This window comes from Rhodococcus sp. BUPNP1 (assembly GCF_002215235.1).
Classification (GTDB): Bacteria; Actinomycetota; Actinomycetes; order Mycobacteriales; family Mycobacteriaceae; genus Rhodococcus.
In genome coordinates this window covers 110,043-134,656 of record NZ_NERM01000010.1, presented here as the reverse complement: position 1 = coordinate 134,656, position 24,614 = coordinate 110,043, and the positions used below count along the sequence as shown (strand labels likewise).

Genomic DNA, 24,614 nt, shown 5'->3' with positions numbered 1-24,614 from the left:
AGCGTTAATGACCTACTCCGGTCCATCGAAGGAGTGCACCTCCCATGACCCACCGCCCCTCGCAGCCGCGCACCGATTCCCCGCGCTATCTCACCGAGGAACGCCTCGCGATCCGCGACCTCGCCCGCGACTTCGCGATGACGAAGGTGCTGCCCGTCGCCAACGAACTCGACCCGGTCCAGGGCACCATCCCCGACTCCCTCAAGAAGGAGATGGCCGAGATCGGCTTCTTCGGGATCATGATCCCCGAGGAACACGGCGGGCTCGGGCTCGGTGTCTTCGAGTACTGCCTCGTGGCCGAGGAGCTGTCGCGGGCATGGATGAGCGTGTCGGGTCTGCTCGCCCGCGGCAACGGCATGGGCGGCGGCTTCACCCCCGAGCAGGAGGCGGCGCTGCTGCCCAAGGTCGCGCGCGGTGAGTACCTCGGCGCGTACGCCCTGTCGGAGGCCGAGGCCGGATCCGACGTCGCGAACATATCGTGCCGCGCCGTGCGCGACGGCGACGACTGGGTTGTCAACGGCACCAAGATGTGGTGCACCTACGCCGACGAGGCCGACTACCTCGTGCTCTTCGCCCGCACCGATCCGAACAAGGACCCGGCCAAGTCGCACCGCGGCATCAGCGCCTTCCTCGTCGAGAAGGAACGCGGGGTGTTCCCCGAGGGCATCTCGGGCACCAAGGTCCGCAAGATCGGCTACTTCGGGTGGAGCACCTGGGAACTGTCGTTCGACAACTTCCGCATCCCGGCGGACAAGATGCTCGGCGAGGAGGGCAAGGGCTTCTATCTCGCCGTGTCCGGTCTCGAGGTGGGCCGCGCCCACACCGCCGCCCGCGCGATCGGTCTCGCCCGCGCCGCACTCGAGGACTCGATCGAGTACGTGCACACCCGCCGCCAGTTCGGCCGCCCCATCGGCGATTTCCAGCACCTGAGGTTCAAGATCGCGAAGATGGCCGCCGACATCGAGGCCGCACGCCAGCTGATGTACTCGGTCGCCACCGACATCGACACCGGCCGGCGATGCTCGCTCGAGGCCTCGATGTGCAAGCTCGTCGCCACCGAGATGGCCGAGCAGGTCACCAGCGAGGCCGTCCAGATCCACGGCGGCGCCGGCTACACCACCGACTTCCAGGTCGAACGCCATTGGCGCGACGCGCGTCTGACGAAGATCTTCGAGGGCACCAGCGAGATCCAGATGCGCATCATCTCCGACGAACTCCTGGGAAGGCCCGAACAGGCATGAGCGCACACACCGTCACCCGCCCGCTCACCGTCGGGGACCGCACCACCTCGGAACCCCGCATCGTGGCCGATGTCCTGACCGACTCCGGTGCGGTGGCGCCGCCGAACTCACCCGTCCTCGGTGCGCTGGCCGTCGCATCGCTCGTCCCGCCCGTCCCCGGTGGCGTCCCCTCCGGCTTCGACTGGAACGCACACGATCCCGTCTCCGCCTCGGACATCGTGTCGGCGGACACCGTGATCACCCGCGTGTCCGGACGGACCGCGCGCCGCTTCATCCGGCTCGTGGACGCGACCGGCACGGTACGCGAATCCGGCACCGAGACATGGACCTTCGACGACGACAAGCCGACCGTTGCCGAACTGGACTTCTGCACACCGGCCTGGGGTGCGCTGCTCGCCGAGAGCCTCTCGGAAGACCGGGAATTCACCTCGTCGCTGTCTACCTGGGACGGCACCATCGGACTGCGCAGCGGCGAGACCGAACTGCACCTGCGCATCTACAAGGGGCGCATCGTCGACGTCACCCGGCGCACCCCGCACGGTGCGACGTTCACCTTCGTCGCCCCCGACCACGCCTGGGCCGATCTCGTCCTGTCCGAGGAGAACGACTTCATGCGCCGCGCCATCCGCGGCGAATTCTCCTCCACCGGAGACGGATACGAGTACCTGCGCCTGACCAAGCCGCTCAACACGATCATCGGGCACGCCCGTGCCCTCGCCCGAAAGGCCCGCTCATGATCGAGGCCCGCTACCTGGAGATCGGCGGAGCGCTCGGCTTCGTCGAGATCGTCACTCCCGACGCACGATCCGGCAACGCGCTCGACGCGACCGACCTGCCCACCGTCCTGTGCATCCACACCGCCGGCCAGAGCGGCGTGCAGTGGCGCCACGTGGCCCGCGATCTCGCCGACCGCGGCTACCGGGTGATCGTCCCCGACCTGCCCGGCCACGGACGTTCAGAACCCGCACCCGGCGGCCCCGTCACGAGCCTGATCACCTACGGCGACTGGCTGTGCGAGGTGCTCGACGCGCTCGGCGTCGACCGGCCGTTCGTCATGGGCTGCTCGATCGGCGGCAAGCTCACCCTCGAACTCGCGACCCGCCCGGACCGTCCGCTGTCCGGTGCCGTGGCGATGGAAGCCGAACCCGGCCCGGGCCGCGTCAACGTCGCCGGTCTGCGTCGCGAACTCGAGGACGTCGCCGGACCGTCGCGCTCCGAACGCACCTATCTGGGAACCCTTGCATCCGTGGGCCGTTCGGTGCCGGAGGCGAAGGCGCACACGATCGCGCTCATGCACAAGCGGGAGGACCCGGAGATCTCGTCGTCCGACCTCATCGGCTGGGGAACCCACGACGTGCGCGACCGCCTCGACCGCGTGACTGCACCGATCCACCTCGTCGCCGGAGTCGACGACCCGTGGATCGACCCCGACGCCGTGGCCCGGGCCGCGGAGACCATCAACGACGCACTTCCCGGACGCGCCCGCTTCACGGCACTGGCCGGCATCGGGCACTATCCGATGGAGGAGATCGACGACTTCGCCGCGCTCGCCGACACCTGGATCGGTGAACTGCGCCGGGTCGCTGTTCCCGAGGAGGCAGCGCTGTGACCACCACCCGCACCGATACCCTGCCCGCACTGCTCGACGGACTCGTCTCCGCGAACCCGGATGCCCCGATCGCCTACGACATCGTCGACGACGTGGCGGTCGCCCGCAGCCGCGGAGAGTTCCGCGACCGGGTCGAGGCCGTGCGCAGCGAACTCGACGGCATCGGCCTGCGCGCCGGCCAGTGCATCGCGGTGATGTTGCCGAACTGGTCCGACGCACTCGTGTGGCAGTTCGCGGCCTCCGCGCTCGGCGCCCACGTCATCGGTGTCAACACCCGCTACAACACCCGCGAGGTCGCCCACATCCTCACCGCCGCGCGACCTGCCGTCGTGGCCGTGCCGGCCGCCTTCCACGGACTCGACCTGTTCGGCCGACTCACCGAGGCCGCGGCGTCCGTCCCCGACGTGGCCACCCCGGTGGTCGCGGTGGTGCCCGGACCGGCGAACGCCTCGGCGTCCCCGGCCGACTTCGATCTCGGCGGTGGCGCGTGGACGGCCGGCAGCGGCGACACGCGCGGCGCGAGCGCACCCGAGACCCCCGACACCGCGACACTCACCCCGGCCGGGATCGACGACGATCCCGAGGACCGGATCGCGGTGGCGTTCACGACGTCCGGTTCCACGGGCGTGCCCAAGCTGGCCGCACACCGCGGCAACGCCGTCGTCCGTCACGGACGCGCCGACGCCGCGATCATGAAGGTCGCCGGGGGCGACGTGGCGCTGTGCGTGCTCCCGGTCTCGGGCGTCTTCGGTTTCAGTACCGCGATGGCCGCGCTCGCCGGTGGGGGAGCGCTGCTCATGGAGACGGTCTTCGATCCCGATGCGGTCCTGCACCGGATGCGGGAGGTCGGAGTCACGCACGCGGTCGGCGCCGACGACCTGTTCGGCCGTCTCTACGACGCCTGGCACGACGGCGAACGCGTCGACCTGTCGTCACTGCGCTGGGTCGGCATCGCCGACTTCCTCGGCCGCTCCCACGAGATCGCCCGATGGCTGCGCGACGAGTTCGGCACCCACACCTCCGGTGTGTTCGGCTCGTCGGAGGTGTTCGCTCTCGCGATGCTGTGGAACGCCGACGATCCGGAAGCGGTGCGCTGGAACGGTGGCGGCCGCGCGGTCGACACCGCGATCGAACTGCGGGTCGCCGATCCCTACGACGATCGGGTCCTCCCGGCCGGTGAGCAGGGCGAACTGCAGTTCCGCGGCCCGAACGTCGTCGACGCCTATCTCGGGAACCCCGACGCGGCGGCGCGCGCGTTCACGGCCGACGGTTGGTTCCGCAGCGGCGACCTCGCCGTCGACCTCGGCGACGGAGGCTTCCGCTACATCTGCCGGATGGGCGACGTCCTGCGCCTGCGCGGCTTCCTCGTCGATCCGGCCGAGATCGAGACGCGTCTGGCGGAGCATCCCGGCGTGGCGACGGCCAAGGTCGTCGGAATCACCGGCGACGGCGGCTACACCGAGGCGATCGGTTTCGTCGTCCCCACCGACGACGCACCCGCGGACACGACCTCGGAGACCCTTCGGGCCTGGTGCCGCGAGACCCTCGCGGCCTTCAAGGTGCCCACGGCGATCCACATCATCGAACGGATGCCCACCACGGTCGGGGGCAACGGATCGAAGATCCGCGCCGTGGAACTGCGCGAGTGGGCCCGCGAGTGGGCCGGTAGCGAACGCGACTTCCGAACCGGATAGTGCCTCTGCGTCGTCACGATCCGCACGCGGTCGCGTCGCTCAGTTGCGGACCATCGGTGCGGTCGTGGCGACGCGGCCCCTGGTGAGGATCGACAGCGACGCGGCGACCGCGCACAGGGACGCTCCGGCCCACCACGCGTAGGTGTAGGTGCCGAGGTTGTCGCGGATGACCCCGGCTCCGAAAGCGGCCGCCGCGGCACCGATCTGGTGGGAGGCGAACACCCAGCCGAACACGATGGTTCCGCGGTCGCCGAAGATGCGGCGGCACAGCATCGCGGTCGGCGGCACGGTGGCGACCCAGTCCAGGCCGTAGACCACGACGAACAGGATCATGCTGGGGTGCACGGACTCCTGCAGCAACCAGGGCAGCAGGAGCAGACCCACGCCGCGGAAGGTGTAGTAGAAGGCCAGCAACTTGCGGGGGTCGAACTTGTCGGTCAGCCATCCGGAGGCGATGGTGCCGACGATGTCGAAGATCCCCACGGCGGCCATGAGGCTCGCCGCGGTGGTCGTGGGCATGCCGTGGTCGTGGGCCGACGGGATGAAGTGGATGCCGACGAGTCCGTTGGTGGTGGCTCCGCAGATGGCGAAGGCGATCGCGAGGGCCCAGAACGCCCGGTGACGCACCGCGAAGGCCAGCCCTTCGAGAGCTCTGCTGACGGCACCACCGGTCGCCCGCACCGGCGCGACGTAGTTCTCGGGGTCGGCCCCGTAGGGCAGGACGCCGCGTTCGTCGGGGTGATCGCGGATCACCGCCCACACCAGCGGGACGACGACGAGCGCCGCCGCAGCGATCACGAGGGAGGCCTGCCGCCACCCGACGTTCTCCGCGAGGGCGGCGACGGGAGGCAGGATCACCAGCTGACCGGTCGCGGAACCGGCCGTGAGGATGCCCATCACCAGCCCGCGCCGTTCGACGAACCATCGGTCGGCGATGGTCGCCGCCAGCACCAGGGCCATCGACCCCGTGCCGGTACCGATGAGCAGTCCCCAGAAGACGAGCAACTGCCACGAGGCGGTCATGGCGACGCTGCCGGCGGCGCCGAGCGCCACGAGGAACAGCGCCGACGAGATGACCCGGCGCATGCCGAACCGGTCCATCAGGGCGGCGGCGAACGGTGCGACGAGTCCGAACAGGACGAGATTGATGCTGACCGCGAGCGACATGACGCTCGTCGACCAGCCGAACTCGTCGTGCAGCGGCACCATGAGCGCGCCGGGTGCGGCCCGGAAGCCGGCGGCGCCGAACAACGCGAGGAAGGCCACCGCGGCGACCCACCATGCCGGGTGGATGCGGGCCGGGCGGCGGTCGCTGCGCTGGGCCGAGCGCACACTCATCGTGAATTCACTTTCTTCGAGAAAGCAACAGGATGAGCAGACGATACCCAGCAGCGCGTCCCGGGAGGCGAGCGGTCAGCCGTCCGCGGTCCCCGGCATCCGGTAACTCGCGTCGCGGCGCGCGGCCTCGTCGACCTGTTCGGGAGTGAGCAGGGCGATCGGCGTGGAGCGTGCGGCGCCGGAGGCGATGGTGCGGAGTTCGAGTGTCGCGGCCGCGATCTCGTCGGGCACTTCGCCGAGCACGTACAGATCGTGACCACCGAGCGCGAAGTGCACCGAATCGACCGTCCCGCCCACACTTTCGACCATCCGGACGATGGCGTCGCGCCGGGACGTACCGCCGTCCGTGAGCAGCCCGCGTGCGCCGTCCGCGGTGTAGTTGACCTGCCAGAGATATCGCGGCATGACCGTCTCCTTTCGAGATCCCGACCTCCATGGTCGGTCCACCCCGCGTCGCCGGGGACGGTTTCGCCGGGAATCGCGGCCTAGGCTCGATATCGAGACCCTGTCCGCCGTATCGAAAGGGAGTGCCGTGCCGAAACGACCCGTACCCGAGGCCGTCGCCGAGTTCCTCGCCCAGCCCAACTACGCCACGATCAGCTCACTGCGCCCGGACGGTCATCCGGTGTCCGTTCCGACCTGGTACGTCTACGAGGACGGCCGCATCCTCGTCAACATGGACTCCACCCGCAAGCGCCTCGAATACCTGCGCAACGATCCGCGGGTGAGCCTGTCGGCGATGGATCCGCAGGACTGGATCACGCACGTGAGCCTCCAGGGACGGGTCGTCGAATTCACCGACGATCCGTCCCTGGAGGACATCGACCGGATCGCTCGCCACTACACGGGCAAGCCGTACCACGCGCGCGACGGCAAACGCGTCAACGCGTGGATCGAGATCGACCGATGGCACGCATGGGGTCGTCTGCGCAACGCCTGAGATCGATCGGGGAGAAGGCCGGTGGTCAGATGACGCCGGCCTTCTTCGCTGCGCTGCGTGCCTGGAACGCCAGGATGATGAGCAGCACGCCGAACAGGATCGCGTAGATGCCGAGCAGCACGATCAGGCTCAGGATGCCCTCGCCGGGGAAGATCAGCAGCACGATGCCGAACAGGACGGCGACGACACCTGCGAGCACCGACCACACCCATCCGGACTCGGGCACCTTCCGGAAGCGGATGCCGCCGACGATGCCGGTGATGCCGAACAGGATGGCGTAGAACGCGATCACATACAGCAGGGCCAGTGCGGTGATACCGGGCCAGAACAGCGCGACGAGACCGGCGAGGACGGAGACGACGCCCATGGCGAGCCACCAGCCCCAACCCTCGGGTTTGTCGCGGATCGACTGCACGACCAGCACGATGCCGTCGATGATCGCGTAGGCCGCGAAGACGACCACCAGCGCCCACACGGTGATGCCGGGCCAGACGAGTGCGACGACACCGAAGAGGACCGCGAGGATGCCGCGCAGCAGCACCACCCACCAGATCTGCTTCAGCAGTGATCGGAACGGATCGTTGGAAGAAACCGAGCTCGTGGACATGACGGCTCCTGGCGTGTGATGTGATCTTGTAGCCCAGAGGATAAGCGCGGTTGTGCTGCTTCGCGTGCCGAATCGAAGCCGAGGTTACGCTCGGGAACGTGGCCGTGGCGAGGATCGGGATATCGGGATGGCGCTATCCGGGCTGGCGCGGAGACTTCTATCCGGAAGGACTCGTCCAGCGCCGGGAACTCGAATACGCCGCCGAGCGGTTCGGATCGATCGAGATCAACGGCTCGTTCTACTCGCTGCAGCGTCCGAGCAGTTATCTCGCGTGGCGGGACGCCGCACCCGACGACTTCGTCTACGCCGTCAAGGGCGGGCGGTTCGTCACCCACATGAAACGGCTCGCGGGTGTCGACGACGCCCTCGCCAATTTCTTCGCCTCCGGTGTGCTCGCGCTCGGCCCGAAACTCGGTCCGGTGCTGTGGCAGCTCCCGCCGACCCTCGGTTTCGAGGAGGACAGGCTCGCGGACTTCTTCGACCGGTTGCCCCGCACGACGACGGCCGCCGGCGAACTCGCCCGACGGCACACCGACAAGCTCGCCGACGACCGGGTGTGGGTGGAGGTGGACGCCGAGCGTCCGCTGCGGCACGCCGTCGAGGTGCGACATCCCGACCTCGCGAGCCCGGAGGCCGTGGAGTTGCTGCGCGCGCACGACATCGGGCTCGTCGTCGCCGACACGGCCGGAAAGTTCCCGTTCCTCACCGACGTCACGAGCGATTTCGTCTACGTGCGGATGCACGGCGACAAGGAGTTGTACGCGAGCGGATACACCCCCGACGTTCTCGACGTGTGGGCCGAGCGGATCCGCGGATGGCTCGGAGACGGCAGGGACGTCTACGTGTACTTCGACAACGACATGAAAGGCTATGCACCGCACGACGCGCTCGCGTTGCAGGAACGCCTGTGACAGAAACAACTGTGATAGGGCGTCCGGAGGAAGGACAGGAGATCGCTGTGTGGCCCGACCACTGGCCGAGAACGCCGCGGGAGATCGCGACGGCCACCGCCGATGCGCTCGCCGCTGCCCGCAGCGAGTCGGCCGAGCCCTTCGACGAGGCGGTCGCGGTACTGGTCGACCTGCCCTACGAGCAGGTCACGGCCGTGCACGCGGGCATGGTCCGGGAGTTGCTCGAGGAACTGCATCCCGACGGCCTCGCCGGTGAGGACGTGCAGGCCGTGCTCGAACGCTCCATCCGTTCCGGGCTGCGATGGCTGCCGTCGCTGGAACCCGAGGCCGTCGTCGCCGTACTCACGGGCGCGCTCGGTGTGTCCGATCCCGACGCCGAACGCCCGAGGATTCGTCCCGAGCAGTATCTGGCCGCGGGCCTGCTCGTCGTCGCCGACCTCGTCGCTGCGCGCCGCGTGGCTCCCGAGACGTATCTGCGTCGCGCCGTGAGCGAGATCGAGCGGGCCGAGACGCAGGAGATGCCCTGAGCTGTTCCGGGGGTCAGGCCGGGTAGTGGTTCTCGACGTTGCGGACGACCTTGCGTAACAGGTCGGACAGGGTCTGCACCTCGTCGTCGTCGAGTCCGTCGAGCATCTGCCGCTCGCGCGCCAGGCGTCGCGGGAATTCCTTCTCGACGAGTGCGCGCCCTTCGCCGGTGAGGGTGAGGAGGACGACGCGGCCGTCGCGTTCGAGTCGTTTGCGTTCGACGAGACCGAGTTTGGCGAGTCGCTCGGTGTGCTTCGTCGTCGACGCACCGGAGATCCCCGTGATCGAGGTGACCTCGCTGGCGCGTAACGGGTGGTCGCTGCGGGCGAGCGCGCTGAGTACCTCGAATTCGCTGCGGCTGATGCCGCTCGGTTCGAGTTCCCGATCGAAGTAGGTGAGCGCGAGCGACCCGATGCGGGTGATGCGGCCGATCACGTCGATGGGGCGCAGGTCGAGGTCGGGGTAGTGGGCAGTCCATCCGAGACGTACGCGATCGACGTAATCGGGCTGGGGTGTCTCGGAGGGCATGTGGCAAGTCTAACGGCAGCGGACGAACAATTTCATAGATATTTTACCAGTGAAGTAATATGGTGGACGGATGCTGGACCGCCGACTCGACGACCGCCCTCAGCTCCGTCACACCCGGGGAGCGCTCGCGCATCCGCTGTCGGCGAGCGCGTGGAAGGACGCCCTCGAAGTGCGGCGCGGCGATCCGACCGTGGCCGTGGCGCTGCGCGTGGGGTTCGCGACGATGCTCGCCCTCGTCGGCGGCGGTCTGCTCGGTTACGGACAGGTCGCCGGCTTCGCCGCCCTCGGCGCACTCACCAGTGCCTTCCTGCGATACGAGCCGTATCCGCGTCTCGCCGTGCGCCTTCCGTGGGTCGGCCTCGGCATCGTCGGTTACACCGCCTTCGGGGCTGTACTCGGCGCGATGGGCGCCCCGCTGTGGGCGCAGATCGTCGCGCTCTCGCTGGGCTCGGCCGTCGCGTACTGGGTGTTCACGGCCTTCTCGCTCATGGGCCCCGGCCCGGTGATCCTCATCTTCGCCGCCGCGGGCGCCGCCGGTTTCTCCGACGGATGGGGTGACGCGGGTCTGGTCACCGCTGCGGCGACCATCGGTGCGCTGCTCGGATATGTCATCGCGATGCTGCCCGCGCTCTCCCATCCCCACACGCCCGCTCGTCTGGCGGTCGCGCGTGCCCTCGCGGCGGTCTCCGCCGTCGAGATCCGCGGTGCGGACGCCGTTCCCGCTGCGCGACAGAGCATCCGTAAGGCGCGGGAGACCGTCGCACTGAATACCCCGCGACGTCCGGACGCCCATGTCCACGAACTGGCCGTCCTCCTCGATGCGGCCGAGGTGGTGCTCGACAGCGGGTCGCACGACACCTCCCGCGCCCGCCGCGACGATTTCGCCCGAGTCGAGAAGGAGCTTCGGAAAGCGCGGCGCGACATCGAGATTCCGCGCGTGGATGCCGAGGGGCGGCCGGTGCTGCCCACGCCGCCCGGCTTCGTCCGCGAAGGATGCGGTCGTCTGCTCGACCGTCTCGTGCTGATCGGAGCGGCCCGGATCTTCGTCGCGTCGTTGCTCGCCGCGTCGCTGGCCGCACTGATCGGGCTCGACCATCCGTTGTGGGCTGCGATGGGTGCCATGGCGGCGTTGCAGGGATTGAACTACCGCAACACCGTTCAGCGCGGCATCCAGCGTCTGATCGGAAATGTCGGCGGCGCGATGATCGCTGCCGTGCTGCTCGCGCTCGACCTGGGCTACTGGCCGGTGGTCGCGGCCGCCGTGCTGTTCCAGACCCTCACCGAACTCACGGTGACCCGGAACTACGGGCTCGCCTCGGTCGGGGTGACGACGATGGCGTTGCTGCTCACCGGTCTCGGGCAGCACGCGGGTCCGGGCCTCGCCGTCAACCGGGTCGCCGACACCGTCATCGGCGTGGTCGTGGGCGTGATCGTCGCTGCGGTGACCATCCGACGCGACGACCGGCACCATCTCGTCGCGTGACGAGGCGGCACCGGTCGTCGGTGGTGTTCATGGCCTGCCGCGGGAGGCGGCGGGGTGATGCTCAGGAATGAGCGGCTTCGAACCGCTCGAGGATGTGACGCGGGATCCGGCCGCGCGAACTGACGTCGTAACCCTTGTTGCGGGCCCAGTGTCGGATCGCGGCCAATTGCTCCGGCGACCGGGTGGGCGGAATCGCCTTGTGGGTCCCCGCCGTCCGCGTGCGAGCCTTTGTTGCCGTCTGCTTCGGTGTGATGGTGCGGGTGCTCGAAGCGGGCTTCGCCGGTGCCTTCTCGTGCAGCCACGGGCGGAGGACCGCCAGGAACTTGTCTGCGTTCGCCGGCCGCAGGTCGATTTCGTACTCGTCGTCGTCGACCGTGATGCGGAACGACTGCGCCAGGCCGTCCATGATCGGTTGGCCGTCGATATCGTCGAAATATTGGACGCGCACTTTCTGTGCCACGTTTATCTCCTTGTCCCCGAACTGTGCGCTGTCGACGCTAGTTCTTACTCGGGGGTAGGTTCAAGTCGCGAATGTACGATCCCACCCGCTCGACGAAATGATCGAAGAACTCTGCCGGACGGGTGCCCGCCACGATATCCGCGTTCGGCGTCCTCTGCCACATACCGGACAGATCGGCGACCGTCGTGCCCCGGGTGAGCCGGCCGTCGAGTTCGACGTCGACCGTCGCGGGCCGGGAGGTATAGGGAACCGTGCCCAGCGCGACCGCCGCGGCGAACGGGTCGTGCACGTGCGCGAGGAAGCCCAGGCCCTGGTCACGGTGGAATTCCATGTAGAACCGCAGTGCATCGGAGATGTGGCGGACGAGAGGGACATCGGCCGTCGACCGCGTACCGCGCGGAGCGTCCGGGGACAGCTCGCCGGAGCGGGGCACACCGACGACGTCCCCGATCCGCGCGACATGCTCGGGATGCATCTCGATCGACTCCGTGACGTCGAGCGGGCACACGATGGGCCGCCGGTCCGGAGGGACGATCGAGAACGCGTCGAACACGACCTTGGCGGCCTCCGGATCCACCGCGACGTTCCATTCCGAGGTCGGTGTCGTATTACCGGGATGGTGGAAACACCCACCCATGATCACGAGGCGACGCAACCGCGACGGCAGTTCCGGATCGATGCGCAGGGCGAGGGCGAGGTTGGTGAGCGGGCCGGTGACGAGCCCGGTGAGCTCTCCCGGATGCTCGTGTGTGAGGTCGACCCACGCCTGCGCGGCCGACCGCGACGACCGCGACCGCGACGCAGCGGGAAGTTCCGCATACCCGATTCCCTGCGGACCGTGGGTGTCCTCGGTGGTCATCAGCGGCGCGACCAGCGGAACCTGCGATCCGGCAGCCACTTCGATATCGGGCCGGCCGCACACCTCGAGCCACGACAGCGTGTTGGCGGTGACCTGGTCCACCGGCACGTTGCCCGCCGTGCACAGGGCGGCGACGATCTCGGCTTCCGGGCTCGCGACGAGATAGAGCAGGGCGAGAGCGTCGTCGATGCCGGTGTCGACGTCGACGATCAGACGGGTACGGGCGGCCGGAACATCGGGTTCGTGTACGTGCACGAACCCATCTTGGGGTATCCGGATGAGCGCACTGCGGCCGGTGCTGGGAGAATTCCCGAATGCACGAGCGCAAGAACCGCGGTTATTTCACCGAGGACGACGGTGTCTACCTGCCCACGAAGTATGCGTCCAGTCCGTGGTCGGACACGATGCTCAACGGGCCGTGTGTGAGCGGTCTGGTCGCACGCGAGCTCGAGATCCACCATGCCGTCGAGGGTTTCGTCCCGTCCCGGTTCACGCTCGATCTCTTCAGGCCGGTCCGCAACGAGCCGATCACCTTCACCACCACCCGGGTGCGCGACGGCAACCGCATCCGCGTCGCCGACGCGAACCTGATGCAGGGTGGAGAGGTGTCGGCGCGCGCGACGCTCACCTTCCTCCGCAAGTCGGCCCCGCCGCCCGGGTCGGTGTGGTTGCGCGGCGAGTCACCGACGCCTCCTCCCGGTTCCCTGGAGACGCAGCCCGGACCGCTCGAGTACTCGTCCTGGTACGGCAGCGACGGCCCGGGATGGACGCGGGTGCGGTCGGAGCACCAGAACTCCGATCGCAAGCGGCTGTGGTCGCGGCAGCTGCCGATCATCGTCGGCGAGGAACTGTCACCGTTCGTCAACACCGCGACCGTCGGTGAGGGCACGTCGTTCGTGACCAACTGGTCGGACAAGGGCGTCGGCTACATCAATTCCGATGTCACCCTGGCGCTGTCCCGCCTGCCGGAAGGACCGGAGGTCGGTATCGAGGCCGACAACCACATCAGCAGCGAGGGCATCGCGGTCGGTACCGCGGTGCTGTTCGACCGTCTCGGCGCATTCGGCACCGGTGTGGTCACCGCGCTCGCGAATGCGCAGCGGCAGGTCGATTTCGGCTGACCCGAACAGGAGTGATCGCATGCGTGTACGGCGGATCGTCGACCTGACCCACGTCGTCTCCCCGGACATCCAGGTCTATCCCGGGGATCCGGCACCGACCTTCACTCCGCACGCCACCGTCGAGACCGACGGGTTCGACCTGATGCGCATCGACATGGGATCGCAGACCGGCACCCACGTCGACGCGCCGCGGCACGTGCGCAGCGGTGGCACCGCGATCGATGCGGTGCCGCCGGAGAACTTCGTCGGACGCGGGGTGGTGCTCGACGTGCGCTCCCGCGTCGACACCGGTGCGCTCGTCACCGCCGACATGTGGGGTGAGCCGGCGATCGGTTCCGGCGACATCGCGCTCGTCCTCACCGGCTGGTCGCAGTATTTCGGCACCGACCGCTATTTCGAACATCCGGCTCTGAGCGTCGACGCCTGCCGCTGGTTGCTCGACCGCGGCGTCCGCACGATCGGGATCGACGCGCCGAGCGTGGATCCCACGGGCGACGAGACGCTCGCGGCGCACCACGTGCTCGCCGACGCGGGCGCGATCATCTGCGAGAACCTGCGCAACCTCGAAGCGGTCGACTTCCCGGATCCGCTCGTCTCGCTGTTGCCGATCCCGTTCGCCGGCATCGACGGCGCACCGGTGCGGGCCGTCGCCGTGCAGATCGAGAACTGAACGGCGACACCAGGTCCGGTCAGTCGAGGATGTCGCGCACCTCGACGTCCTCGCGTCCACCGACGACGAGTTCGCGCGCGGCGGCCATGTGCTTCTGCCAGTGTGTGAAGGCGCCTTCGCCGTCGCGGGCACGCAACAGCCGGATGAGCTTGCGCTGCGAGCGGACGAACACCTTGTAGTGGTCCTCGTACTTCTCCGCGTCGCGCTGCATGCTCTCGCGCGTGACGTTCATGGTGTGCCGCTCGTAGATCTCGTGCAACATGCCCGCGATGAGCGACAGCGACGAGTTGCCGGCGAGCTGGACCATCCGCAGATGGAACATCGCCGCAGCCTGGCCGAAGGTGCCGTCGGCGAAGGACGACGGAATCGTCTCGTCCACCAGACGTTCGAGTTCGTCGAATGCCTCGTCGCTGCCGTTCTCCGCGAGCAGCCGCGCAGCGGCGGGCTCGACGGCCTCACGGGCGACGTAGACGTCCGCCACGGTGGCACCGGCGAGTTCGAGCAGCAGGGACGCCGGTCGCGCCACCACCTCGGGGCCCGGGACGCAGATCCGCGCACCCGATCGTGAACCGCGTCGTACCTCGACGAGCCGTTCGGCCTCGAGGACGCGAACCGCTTCGCGCAGCGTCGGCCGGCTCACCGAGAAGTGCTCCATGAGCGACGCCTCGTGGGGAAGGTGGTCGCCGTCCTTCAGCTCACCGTCGACGATCATGCGGCGGAGCTTCCGGGCGACGAGCTCTGCGGTCTTGGGGGTGCGAATGGCCCGGCCACCGCTCGCGCGAGTGTCGAATCCGACCCCCGAACGCGCGTCGAATCCGGTCGCCAACACTTCGTCGGTCACGGGAACGGCCTCCTGCTCCGAGATCACTTCGACTACTTGGTAAAAGTTCCGGTCTCATCGTACTCACAGGTAACCGGTCGCCGCGGGTCGAGGCGGAGAGCCAATGACTATTGCTGATGCCTACATAGTGAACTATGTTACCTATGTATTGCCCCGGCTGGCCTCGGACAGGAGCATCCATGCTGAACACGCGGTTCACGGCGGAATTCGGGATCGAACACCCCATCATCCAGGGCGGCATGATGTGGGTCGGCCGCGCCGAACTCGCCGCGGCCGTCTCCGAAGGTGGCGGGCTCGGGATCATCACCGCACTGACCCAGCCCACCCCGGAGGATCTGGTCACGGAGATCGAGCGGTGCCGCGCGCTGACCGACAAGCCGTTCGGCGTCAACCTCACCCTCACGCTGTCGATCAACCAGCCTCCCTACGCCGAGTACCGGCAGGCGATCATCGACTCCGGCGTGAAGATCGTCGAGACCGCCGGATCCGACCCGACCAAGCATGTCGAGCATCTGAAAGAGCACGGCATCAAGATCATTCACAAGTGCACGAGCGTGCGACACGCCCTCAAGGCCCAGCGGATCGGCGCCGATGCGGTGAGCATCGACGGCTTCGAGGCGGCCGGTCATCCCGGCGAGGACGATGTTCCCGGGCTCGTCCTGATCCCGGCGTGCGCCGACGCCCTCGACATCCCGTTCATCGCGTCGGGCGGGTTCGCCGACGGTCGCGGACTCGCCGCCGCTCTCACCCTCGGTGCCGACGGCATCAACATGGGGACCCGTTTCATGTGCACGCAGGAGAGCCCCATCCACGAACGCATCAAGCAGCAGATCGTCGACGCGAGCGAACTCGACACCCAGCTCATCTTCCGGCAACTGCGCAACACCATGCGCACCGCCCGGAACTCGGTGAGCGAGGAGGTCGTGGACATTCTCGCCAAGGGCGGACGGTTCAAGGACGTCAAGGACCTCGTCGCCGGCTCGCGGGGACGCACCGTCTACGAGGACGGCGACCCGGAGGCCGGTATCTGGACGGTGGGGCAGTCGCAGGGCCTCATCCGCGACATCCCGCCCGCCGGTGAGCTGGTGCAGCGGATCGCTGCCGACGCCGAGACGAAGCTGCGCTCCCTGACCGCCGACATCGTCGTCGACTCCGTTTCCGTCCCCTGAGGAGAAACCGATGACACGACAGGCCGACACCGCCGAGGACGTGCGCGAGGACGACGCGCCGGTGCTCGTCGAGCGCGACGGTGCCGTCACGATCCTCACCCTCAACCGTCCCGACCGCCGCAACGCGATCAACCGTGCCATGCGGAAGGCGCTGAAGAAGGAACTGTGGCGCGCCGATGCCGACGACGAGGTGAACGTCGTCGTCCTCACGGGCGCGGGCACGTCCTTCTGTGCGGGTGTGGATCTGCCCGAGGCGTTGTCGGGTCCGCCTCCGGCCGCGGAAGGCCCTACCCCGACGCACGTGCTCCGCGGCATCTCGAAGCCGGTCATCGCGGCGGTCAACGGCCCCTGCTACACGGGCGGTTACGAACTCGCCGTGAACTGTTCGTTCATCATCGCGTCCGAACGCGCCGAGTTCGCCGACACCCACGCGCAGATCGGTCTGCTCAACGGCTGGGGCGGTAGTGCCGTGTTGCCGCGGATGATCGGTCTGCCCGCCGCGATCCAGTTCATCCTGTCCGGGGAGCCGATCGACGGCGCGACCGCCGCGCGCATCGGCCTCGCGAACGAGGTCGTCCCGCACGACGAACTCCTGGACCGCAGCGTGGCCGTCGCGCAACGGATCGCCGGCGGTCATCCCGGTGCGATCCGGCGGATGCTCCGATTGCTCAAGGAAGGCGCCGGCACGTCGCTCGCGCACGCCCTCGCCCTCGAATCCGAAGCGGCGGCCACCTACCGCGCGGACGGCGCGGACATCGGTGCCCGCTACGCGAAGCGCCGCGCGCAGTCCGACTGAGCCGCAGTCGGCTTTCGACAACCGACTGAGCAGCAGTCGGTTTCCGAGACCTACAGCACCATCACCCCGGGAGGTGACGTGGAGGAAGGCAAGCCCACGGTGACGCTCGAGTCCGACGCTCGCAGCGACTGGCGTCCCCGACTGTCCGCTCTGCTCGACGACTTCCGGCGGCGCCCCCGTCCCGAGACGTCCCGCGCACGGTTCGAGGCCGCGATCGCGTGGCAGTCCGAACTCGTCGACCATTCCCTGGCGGCGCCGGGCTGGCCCGAAGAGGTCGGCGGTATAGCGCTGTCGCTCGAGGATCAGCTCGACTACTACCGTGCGATCACCGAAGCCGGTGCGCCCAAGCATCCGTGCCCGCTGTCGTTCATCGTCGCGCCGACGATCATCGTCCACGGCACCGCCGAACAGAAGAAGCGTTTCCTCGAGCCGCTGCTGCGGGCGGAAGAGTTCTGGTGCCAAGGATTCTCCGAACCCGGTGCCGGCAGCGATCTCGCGTCGCTGTCCACACGCGCCGTCCGCGACGGCGACGTCTACCGGGTGTCGGGCAGCAAGATCTGGACGACGATGGCCGACCACGCCGACTGGATCTTCATCCTCGTGCGCACCGGTCCGTCCGGGCGGAGCACGTCGGGCATCACCTACCTGCTCATCCCGATGAACTCGCCCGGCATCGAGGTGCGACCCCTGCGCGACGCCGCAGGTGGACACCACTTCGCCCAGGTCTTCTTCGACGACGTCGAGGTGCCGGTCGAGAATCGGGTGGGGGAGGAGGGGCAGGGCTGGTCGATCATGCGGACCTCGCTCGGCCACGAGCGCGCCACCGCCTTCCTCGCCGACGAGTTCCGTTACCGCTCGACCGTCGACAAGGTCTTCCGCCTGGCCGTCGGACAGGGACACGCGCACGATCCGCTGATCCGGCAGGAACTCGCCACCGTCGAGACCGGGGTGCGTCAGATCGCCGCGAACAGCGCTCGCGCGCTGGATGCCGTTCTCGCAGGACGCGATCCGGGTGGGGTGGCGTCGGTCAACCGGCTGGTGAAGGCCGAGTTCGAACAGCACATGCACCGGCTCGCGTTACGTTTGACCGGATCGGCCGCCGTTCTCGGCACCCGTTCGGAGGGCGTGGTGGAGAAGGGGCGCTGGACGTACGGATATCTCATGTCCCGCGCCGCGACCATCGGTGCCGGAACCTCCGAGATCCAACGCAATACGATTGCCGAGAACGTTCTCGGTCTGCCCTCGCACCGGGGTGAGGGCACCCGCGCACCGGCCGTGGTGCCGGGGAGCCCCCTCACACCCCCGCCGGAGGACGAGGCGAATCTGCGGGAGGCCCTGCGCGACATCCTGTCCGTCCGCGTCGATACCGTCGCGCTACTCGAGGGTGTCGACTCCGCGGGTGAACACAACGCCGGATTGTGGTCCACGCTCGTCGAATTCGGCCTTCCGGGTCTGTCGTCGCCCGAGCATCTCGGTGGCGACGGCAGGTCGCTGCGGATGCTGTGCGCGGCGGTCGAGGAGGTGGCCTTCCATCTCGCGCCGGTCGCGCTCGTCCCCACCGCGATCGCGTTGGAGGTCCTCGTCGCGGCCGGCGCCGACGAAGAGGCACGACGCATCATCGGTGGTTCCCCGGCAGCGTTCGTCGTTCCCGTCGGAGATCGCGGGTGGGACACCGCCGATCTCCCCGTCCTCCGGGACGGCAGGCTGACCGGTCGCGTGGAGCGGGTCGCGGGTGCACCCGTCGCCGAGGTGCTCGTCGTCCTTGCGACGGACGACGCGACGGGCGAACACGTCCTGCTCACTGTCGACAGGACCGACGCATCCATCATCGTGCAGACGTCGCTCGATCCGACCGGGACCGTGGGGGTCGTCTCCTTCGAGGACGCCGCGGCAACCGTGCTCGTGTCGGGCGTCGATGCCGATGCCGCACTCGAATCGTCCTTCCGCGTCGCGGAACTGCTGGTCGCCGCCGACGCGGTGGGTGTCGCGAACCGGGCCCTGACGATGGCGGTGGACTGGGCGGGTCAACGCGAGCAGTTCGGCCGGCCCATCGGTTCGTACCAGGCGATCTCGCACCGCTGCGCCGACATGCTCGTCGCAGCCGAGGGCGCGCGGGGACTGGTACTGGCGGCCGCCGACCGTTCGCCGCAGGAACCCGAGGAGGCCGCGGCCGTGCACCTGGCGACCGCGGCGGCGCTGCGGTCCGCGGTGTCCAACGCCGAGGGTTGCATCCAGATCCACGGCGGAATCGGCTTCACGTGGGAACATCCCGCCCACTTGCTGCTCCGTCGCGCGGTCGCCGACGAGGCGCGTATCGCCCGCCCCGAGGTGCTGCGGGACCGGGCGGTGGGAGAGGTGCTGGCGCGGTCGAGCTGAGGCGGCGATGGTCGGTTTACTGCTCGTCGGATCGGACCCGGTATCGGGGAGGCAGGGCGCCTGTTATGCGGCGGCAGCTTCGTAGGTTCGCCCTCTCGAGAGGTCGGAGTGTCGGCTCGGTCCGTTAGCGTCGAGGAATGTCGTCTCCCGTCCCGTCCGAGTACGCCGACACGCTCGAGAGCATCAAACGGCTCGTGCATCAAGCGCGCTACGTGGCCCAGCGCCGGGTGAACACCGAACTGCTCCGGCTCTACTGGCAGATCGGTGCGACGATCATCGAGCGACAGAAGACAGCTCCCTGGGGCAGCAAGGTCCTGTCCCGGCTCTCCGCGGATCTGCGCACCGAGTTCCCCGGAGTGAAGGGTTTCTCCCCGGCCAACCTCGAGTACATGCGCAGGTTCGCTGAGGCGTGGCCCGACCCGGACGCAATCGGCCAACGACCCGTTGGCCAATTGCCGTGGGGACATGCTTTCCAACGACGGGGTCTCTCATCGAACTATGCGGCCATTCGGATGTCGTCGGTGATGTTCTCGAGAGGTGCTGCGGGACCGCGCGGTGGGAGAGGTGCTGGCGCGGTCGAGCCGAGATGGTGGGAACCTCGGCTCGGCTACCGGCCGAGTGCCGTCGTGAGCGAGGTCAGGTGGTCGCGGGTGACGGCGGCGGCGGTCGCCGCGTCACGGTCCGCGATGGCGTCGTAGATGCGTCGGTGGGTGTCGTGGTCGGCGTCGTCCCTGTGGGTGCCGCGCGTGCGGAGCATCTCGATCATGGCGTGACGGTTGCGGGGTGTGAAGCCGTCGAAGAGGTCGAGAAGGATCGGGTTGTGCGCGGCGACCACGATGGTGCGGTGGAAGACGATGTCCGTGTCGACGTGTTCCTCGATGTCCGTGCGATGGATTTCGCGTTCCCGCAGTGACTTCTTCAGCGCACGCAGTTCTGCAGGGGTGCGACGCTCGGCGGCAAGGGCCGAGGCCTCGACCTCGATGGCGATGCGTGCCTCGATCACGGCGAGGATATCGGCGCGCGCGACCGTGCGCGTCCAGTCCTCGGGTGCGTCGAGGGCGGTGACGAACACGCCGGCGCCCTGCCGGGTGGTCAGGATGCCGCGACCGGCGAGCTGGCGGATCGCTTCACGGACGGTGGAGCGGCCGACACCGAGTTGCGGGGCCAGTGTCGTCTCGCCGGGCAGCTTCGCGCCGAGCGGCCATTCCCCGGAGCGGATGCGCTCGAAGAGCAGTTCGGCGGCCTGGTCGGCGAGGGGCTCGCGGCGGACGACGGTCATGGCTCCATCATCGCAGAGACCTCTACTCCTCTACTTGTCTGAGGAGTTGTGCTAGCCTTCCGGTCATGCGCTCCTTCGCGTTCCTTCTCCTTCGCTGCCACGGCGGGGCCTAGCCGGACCGGCTCCCCGTCGTGGAGTCGAACACGCGCCGGTCCCTCGCAACGACGACGAAGGACTTCCCCGATGAGCACCAGCGCGTTCCCACGTCTCTCCACTCCTGCCGGCGCGGTTCCCGAAGGCGCCCCCACCTGGAACAACCAGCGACACTCCGCCATGCCCTCACATCGCTACCGCGACGTGTTCTCCCGCGTGGAGGTGCCGCTGACGCAACGGAACTGGCCCGCGAATCGCCTGACCGCGGCCCCTTTGTGGGTGCCGGTGGACCTGCGCGACGGCAACCAGGCGCTGGCCGAACCGATGGATCCCGCCCGCAAACGCCGCTTCTTCGAGCTCATGGTCGCGATGGGATACAAGGAGATCGAGGTCGGCTACCCGTCCGCCTCGCAGACCGACTTCGACTTCGTGCGCCTGATCGCCGAGACCGACATCGCCCCGCCGGACGTCACCATCGTGGTGTTCACCCCGGCACGTCGCGACCTGATCGAGCGGACGGTGGAATCCGTCCGGGGTGTCCGCAACGAGGTCGTCGTCCACATGTACACCGCGACCGCCCCGACGTGGCGCGAGGTCGTGCTCGACCGTGACCATGCTGCCCTGAAGAAATTGATCGTCGCCGGTGGCCGCGACGTCCTCGAACTGGCCGGCGACCTGCCGAACGTGCGATTCGAGTTCTCACCCGAGGTCTTCAACCTCACCGAACCCGACTACGCGCTCGAGGTGTGCGACGCGATGACGGAACTGTGGGACGCGACCCCCGAACGGCCGGTGATCGTGAATCTTCCGGCCACCGTCGAGATCGCGACCCCGAACGTCTATGCCGACCAGATCGAGTACATGCACACCAATCTCGCGCGCCGCGACGCGGTGATCCTGTCCGTGCACCCGCACAACGATCGCGGCACCGGCATCGCGTGCGCCGAGCTCGCCGTCCTCGCCGGGGCGCAGCGGGTCGAGGGCTGCGTGTTCGGCAACGGGGAACGCACCGGCAACGTCGACATCGCGACACTCGCGCTGAACCTCCACGCCCAGGGCATCGACCCGATGATCGACTTCTCCGACATCGACGAGATCCGCCGCACCGTCGAGTACTGCAACCGCATCGAGATCCACCCGCGGCACCCGTATGCCGGCGATCTGGTGCACACCGCCTTCAGCGGCACCCATCAGGACGCGATCAGGAAGGGGTTCGCCGAACACCGGGCACGCGCCGTCACCGAGGGGCGTCCCGAATCCGAGATCGAGTGGCGGGTACCGTATCTGCCCATCGACCCCGCCGACATCGGACGTACCTACGACGCCGTGATCCGCGTCAACTCGCAATCCGGCAAGGGCGGGGTCGCCTACCTGCTCGAGAGCGAATACGGCATCGAACTGCCCCGCCGGCTCCAGATCGACTTCACCCGCCATGTGCAACAGCACACCGACACCACCGGCGGGGAGGTCACCGCGGCCGAACTGTGGGCGATCTTCGACGACGCGTACCTCGCACGGCCCGACGTTCCGGGCACACCGGTGCTGCGCTCCTTCGACGTGACCGATCTGGGCACCACGATCACGCTGGACGTCGACGGCACCGAACACCGCAGCGTCCACGACGGCGTGGGCCCCGTCGAAGCGCTCACCGATGCTCTGGCCCGGCACGGCATCGACATCGAGGTACTCGGCCTCCACCAGAGCAGCGTCGGCACCGGGAACGACACCGACGCACTCACTCTGATCGAGTTCCGCAACGGCGACGACACGCGATGGGCAGCGGGACGTCACCGCTCCGTGCTCACCGCGAGCCTGCACGCGGTGGTCCGTGCCGCCTGCGACCGACTCGGAGCGGTCGCGGCGGCACGGTGACCCGAACGCCGTGCGGCCGGGCCTAGTTCGCGATGTGCTCGCGGGGGAGGCCCAGCAGCCGCTCGGCGATGACGTTGCGGTTGATCTCCGACGTGCCGCCGGCAATCGTCATCGCCCGGCCCAGCAGGTAGTAGTGGGTCCATACCGGCTCGTCCCCGAGGAACGCCGCGGGACCGGCGATGTGCATCGCGAGTTCACCCACGTGCTGGGTGTGTTCGGCGATGAGCATCTTCGTCACGCTGCCCTCCGGACCGAAATCGCCACCGGCGACGGCCCGCACGACCTGCCTCAGATTGAGGACCGCGAAGGCCTGTTCCCGGGCGATCAGCGACGCGACCCGGCGCGTGACCGAGACGTCGCCGGGCGCGTGCGTCGCCGCGAGATCGAGCAGCGCGTAGGCCGAGTAGGTCTCGTCGGTCTTGCCGCCGCCGATCGAGACGCGTTCGTTCCCGAGCGTCGCGCGGGCCACGGTCCAGCCGTTGTCGACGGCGCCCACCACGTCCTCGTCCGGGACGAAGACGTCCTCGAAGAACACCTCGTTGAAGGCGGAATCGCCGCTGATCTCGCGCAGCGGGCGGACGGTCACGCCGGGCGCGGTCAGGTCGATGACCATCGTGGTGATGCCCTTGTGCTTCGGCACGTCGCGGTTGGTGCGGATGGTCGCGAGACCGCGCGTCGAATTCTGCGCGTTCGACGTCCACACCTTCTGGCCGGTGACACGCCACCCGCCGTCGACCTTCACCCCGCGCGTCGACACCGCGGCCGCGTCGGAGCCGGCACCGGGCTCGGAGAACAACTGGCACCAGACCTGATCACCGAGCAGACCGGGACGGATCCACCGTTCGATCTGTTCCGGTGTGCCGTGCTGGGTGAGGGTGAGCAGGATCCACGCGCCGATGCCGAGACCGTGCGGTTCGACGTCGGTGAACTCCTCGTCGATCACGAGTTGCTCCACCGGGGACGCCCCTCGGCCGAACGGCGGCGGCCAGTGCGGCATGAGGTAGCCGGAGTCGACGAGCAGTGCACGTCGCTCGGATTCGGGGGTCGCGGTGTACTTCGCGACGAAGTCGCGTGCTGCGACGCGGTGGTCCTCGGCTTCGGGAGGAAGGTCGACGGCATAGTGTCGGCGCAGCCCGGCGGTGCCCGATTCGGCGAGCGAGTCGAGCGCGGCGGTCGGTTCGCCGAACAGGATCCGCAGGGCGTGGGCGCGACGCAGGAACAGATGGCAGTCGTGCTCCCACGTGAAACCGATACCGCCGTGGATCTGGATGCTCTTCTGGGCATTGGCGATGTACGAGTCGAAGGCGATGACCCGTGCGACGTCGAGTGCGAGTCGCGCCTGCTCACCGTCGGCCCCGGCGCGTGCGGCGTCCCAGGCCACGCCCGTCGCGAGTTCGCTCGTCGCGAGCATGTCGGCGAGATGGTGCTTGATCGCCTGGAACGAGCCGATCGGGCGGCCGAACTGTTCGCGCACCTTCGCGTAGGCCAGGGCGGCCTCGAGGGTCGCGCGGGCGCCGCCGGATGCCTCCGCAGCGGCCAGCGCGCGGGCGACGTGGCTCGCGTGACGGCCGGCGCCCGGGACGACGGCCGATGCCGGGGTCTCGCGGAGGACGACCTTCGCGGTCTTCGAGGTGGGGTCGAGGTCGCCGGTGGGCGTCACCGACACCGAGGCGTGGCCGGGATCGACGAGAACGAGGTCGTCACCTGCGACGAGGGCGAGGAGCGTCGCGCCCGCACCGCCCACGACGAGGTCGACGTCACCGCTGATCGTGTCGCCGGTCGACGTCAGGGACCCGGACAGGCCGAGACCGGAGACCACCGAACCGTCCGCGAACTTCGGGAGCCAGGTGGAGCGCAGTTCGTCGTCGCCCTTCGCGGCGAGCGCGGCGGAGACGGCGACACTCGCGAGGTAGGGGACAGGGACGACGAGCCGTCCGAGTTCCTCGGCCACCACCGCCACCTCGGGCAGGCCGGCGTCCGATCCTCCGAACTCACCGGGAAGGTGCAGGCCGAGCCATCCGAGGTCGGCGAGTTGCTTCCACAGCTTGCCGGTATCGGCGGTCGGGTCGTCGGTGACCTGCCGGGCGAGGCTGCCGGCGTCGTGGCCGCCGAGGAACGATCGGACGGCCTCTGCAACGGCGCGGTGATCGTCGGTCAGGGGAAGTGGCATGGGAGGTCTCCTCGGCCGTGCACGGATCGGTT

General features: G+C 68.7%; 24 protein-coding genes. 15 read left to right on the top strand and 9 right to left on the bottom strand.

Features of this window, described 5'->3' with window-relative positions:
* Positions 1 to 44: 44 nt before the first annotated feature.
* From B9C99_RS12605 to B9C99_RS12590, 4 genes are read left to right on the top strand one after another with little or no spacing between them, the layout of a single operon-like run.
* Positions 45 to 1,241 (top strand): acyl-CoA dehydrogenase family protein, encoded by a 1,197-nt coding sequence (locus tag B9C99_RS12605; protein WP_088898095.1) that lies wholly within the window; start codon positions 45 to 47, stop codon positions 1,239 to 1,241.
* Positions 1,238 to 1,978: a hypothetical protein gene (locus B9C99_RS12600; RefSeq protein WP_088898094.1), complete on the top strand. Its 741-nt coding sequence runs from the start codon at positions 1,238 to 1,240 to the stop codon at positions 1,976 to 1,978. Before B9C99_RS12605 ends, B9C99_RS12600 begins: the two co-directional genes overlap by 4 nt.
* Entirely contained in the window at positions 1,975 to 2,850 is an 876-nt protein-coding gene (locus tag B9C99_RS12595) for an alpha/beta fold hydrolase (protein WP_088898093.1), read from the top strand. Before B9C99_RS12600 ends, B9C99_RS12595 begins: the two co-directional genes overlap by 4 nt.
* Complete coding sequence (locus B9C99_RS12590) at positions 2,847 to 4,544, top strand: AMP-binding protein (RefSeq protein ID WP_088898092.1); 1,698 nt, start codon at positions 2,847 to 2,849, stop codon at positions 4,542 to 4,544. Before B9C99_RS12595 ends, B9C99_RS12590 begins: the two co-directional genes overlap by 4 nt.
* Positions 4,545 to 4,583: 39 nt before the next feature.
* Here B9C99_RS12590 and B9C99_RS12585 read toward each other — a convergent pair whose 3' ends face one another.
* Together B9C99_RS12585 and B9C99_RS12580 are read right to left on the bottom strand one after the other, a co-directional pair.
* The gene (locus tag B9C99_RS12585) at positions 4,584 to 5,882 is read right to left on the bottom strand and encodes an MFS transporter (RefSeq protein WP_088898091.1); all 1,299 of its coding nucleotides are present in this window, start codon (positions 5,880 to 5,882) and stop codon (positions 4,584 to 4,586) included.
* Positions 5,883 to 5,957: 75 nt separating this feature from the next.
* Positions 5,958 to 6,287, bottom strand: a complete 330-nt coding sequence (locus B9C99_RS12580; protein WP_088898090.1) for a GYD domain-containing protein — start codon at positions 6,285 to 6,287, stop codon at positions 5,958 to 5,960.
* Between the two features lie 127 nt (positions 6,288 to 6,414).
* Here B9C99_RS12580 and B9C99_RS12575 point away from each other — a divergent pair, with 127 nt between their 5' ends.
* Positions 6,415 to 6,822, top strand: coding sequence for a TIGR03618 family F420-dependent PPOX class oxidoreductase (locus B9C99_RS12575; protein WP_088898089.1), 408 nt, complete (start codon positions 6,415 to 6,417; stop codon positions 6,820 to 6,822).
* A 25-nt stretch (positions 6,823 to 6,847) separates the two neighbouring features.
* Here B9C99_RS12575 and B9C99_RS12570 read toward each other — a convergent pair whose 3' ends face one another.
* Positions 6,848 to 7,429: an HdeD family acid-resistance protein gene (locus B9C99_RS12570; RefSeq protein ID WP_060652608.1), complete on the bottom strand. Its 582-nt coding sequence runs from the start codon at positions 7,427 to 7,429 to the stop codon at positions 6,848 to 6,850.
* Between the two features lie 98 nt (positions 7,430 to 7,527).
* Between B9C99_RS12570 and B9C99_RS12565 the strand changes: the two genes are divergently transcribed.
* Both B9C99_RS12565 and B9C99_RS12560 read left to right on the top strand, forming a co-directional pair.
* Positions 7,528 to 8,340, top strand: a complete 813-nt coding sequence (locus B9C99_RS12565; protein WP_088898088.1) for a DUF72 domain-containing protein — start codon at positions 7,528 to 7,530, stop codon at positions 8,338 to 8,340.
* Between the two features lie 47 nt (positions 8,341 to 8,387).
* Entirely contained in the window at positions 8,388 to 8,867 is a 480-nt protein-coding gene (locus B9C99_RS12560) for a hypothetical protein (RefSeq protein ID WP_172414942.1), read from the top strand.
* Between the two features lie 13 nt (positions 8,868 to 8,880).
* Here the strand turns inward: B9C99_RS12560 and B9C99_RS12555 are convergent, their stop codons facing one another.
* Complete coding sequence (locus tag B9C99_RS12555; protein ID WP_088898086.1) at positions 8,881 to 9,393, bottom strand: MarR family winged helix-turn-helix transcriptional regulator; 513 nt, start codon at positions 9,391 to 9,393, stop codon at positions 8,881 to 8,883.
* Between the two features lie 70 nt (positions 9,394 to 9,463).
* Between B9C99_RS12555 and B9C99_RS12550 the strand changes: the two genes are divergently transcribed.
* Positions 9,464 to 10,876, top strand: a complete 1,413-nt coding sequence (locus B9C99_RS12550; RefSeq protein ID WP_088898085.1) for an FUSC family protein — start codon at positions 9,464 to 9,466, stop codon at positions 10,874 to 10,876.
* 61 nt (positions 10,877 to 10,937) lie between these two features.
* On the opposite strand, the gene B9C99_RS12545 is transcribed toward B9C99_RS12550, so the two are convergent.
* Positions 10,938 to 11,336, bottom strand: a complete 399-nt coding sequence (locus tag B9C99_RS12545; RefSeq protein WP_088898084.1) for an Lsr2 family protein — start codon at positions 11,334 to 11,336, stop codon at positions 10,938 to 10,940.
* A 37-nt stretch (positions 11,337 to 11,373) separates the two neighbouring features.
* Positions 11,374 to 12,450, bottom strand: coding sequence for a nucleoside hydrolase (locus B9C99_RS12540; protein WP_088898083.1), 1,077 nt, complete (start codon positions 12,448 to 12,450; stop codon positions 11,374 to 11,376).
* A gap of 59 nt (positions 12,451 to 12,509) precedes the next feature.
* Between B9C99_RS12540 and B9C99_RS12535 the strand changes: the two genes are divergently transcribed.
* Entirely contained in the window at positions 12,510 to 13,316 is an 807-nt protein-coding gene (locus B9C99_RS12535) for an acyl-CoA thioesterase domain-containing protein (RefSeq protein WP_088898082.1), read from the top strand.
* 19 nt (positions 13,317 to 13,335) lie between these two features.
* Positions 13,336 to 13,986 (top strand): cyclase family protein, encoded by a 651-nt coding sequence (locus B9C99_RS12530; protein ID WP_088898081.1) that lies wholly within the window; start codon positions 13,336 to 13,338, stop codon positions 13,984 to 13,986.
* A gap of 19 nt (positions 13,987 to 14,005) precedes the next feature.
* Here the strand turns inward: B9C99_RS12530 and B9C99_RS12525 are convergent, their stop codons facing one another.
* Complete coding sequence (locus tag B9C99_RS12525; protein ID WP_253250061.1) at positions 14,006 to 14,827, bottom strand: FadR/GntR family transcriptional regulator; 822 nt, start codon at positions 14,825 to 14,827, stop codon at positions 14,006 to 14,008.
* A gap of 179 nt (positions 14,828 to 15,006) precedes the next feature.
* Between B9C99_RS12525 and B9C99_RS12520 the strand changes: the two genes are divergently transcribed.
* The 4 genes from B9C99_RS12520 to B9C99_RS26120 all read left to right on the top strand — a co-directional run bounded on the left by B9C99_RS12520 (position 15,007) and on the right by B9C99_RS26120 (position 19,866).
* Positions 15,007 to 15,996, top strand: a complete 990-nt coding sequence (locus B9C99_RS12520) for a nitronate monooxygenase family protein (protein ID WP_172414937.1) — start codon at positions 15,007 to 15,009, stop codon at positions 15,994 to 15,996.
* A 10-nt stretch (positions 15,997 to 16,006) separates the two neighbouring features.
* On the top strand, positions 16,007 to 16,792 hold the full coding sequence (locus B9C99_RS12515; RefSeq protein ID WP_088898079.1) for an enoyl-CoA hydratase-related protein: 786 nt from the start codon (positions 16,007 to 16,009) through the stop codon (positions 16,790 to 16,792).
* Positions 16,793 to 16,870: 78 nt separating this feature from the next.
* On the top strand, positions 16,871 to 19,168 hold the full coding sequence (locus tag B9C99_RS12510; protein WP_088898078.1) for an acyl-CoA dehydrogenase family protein: 2,298 nt from the start codon (positions 16,871 to 16,873) through the stop codon (positions 19,166 to 19,168).
* Positions 19,169 to 19,305: 137 nt separating this feature from the next.
* On the top strand, positions 19,306 to 19,866 hold the full coding sequence (locus B9C99_RS26120; protein ID WP_253250060.1) for a DUF1016 N-terminal domain-containing protein: 561 nt from the start codon (positions 19,306 to 19,308) through the stop codon (positions 19,864 to 19,866).
* On the opposite strand, the gene B9C99_RS12500 is transcribed toward B9C99_RS26120, so the two are convergent.
* Positions 19,776 to 20,447 (bottom strand): FadR/GntR family transcriptional regulator, encoded by a 672-nt coding sequence (locus tag B9C99_RS12500; protein ID WP_088898077.1) that lies wholly within the window; start codon positions 20,445 to 20,447, stop codon positions 19,776 to 19,778. The two genes, B9C99_RS26120 and B9C99_RS12500, sit on opposite strands and share 91 nt — an antisense overlap.
* A 183-nt stretch (positions 20,448 to 20,630) precedes the next feature.
* Here B9C99_RS12500 and B9C99_RS12495 point away from each other — a divergent pair, with 183 nt between their 5' ends.
* Complete coding sequence (locus B9C99_RS12495; protein ID WP_088898076.1) at positions 20,631 to 22,412, top strand: 2-isopropylmalate synthase; 1,782 nt, start codon at positions 20,631 to 20,633, stop codon at positions 22,410 to 22,412.
* Between the two features lie 22 nt (positions 22,413 to 22,434).
* On the opposite strand, the gene B9C99_RS12490 is transcribed toward B9C99_RS12495, so the two are convergent.
* Complete coding sequence (locus tag B9C99_RS12490; RefSeq protein ID WP_088898075.1) at positions 22,435 to 24,582, bottom strand: acyl-CoA dehydrogenase; 2,148 nt, start codon at positions 24,580 to 24,582, stop codon at positions 22,435 to 22,437.
* Positions 24,583 to 24,614 lie beyond the last annotated feature (32 nt).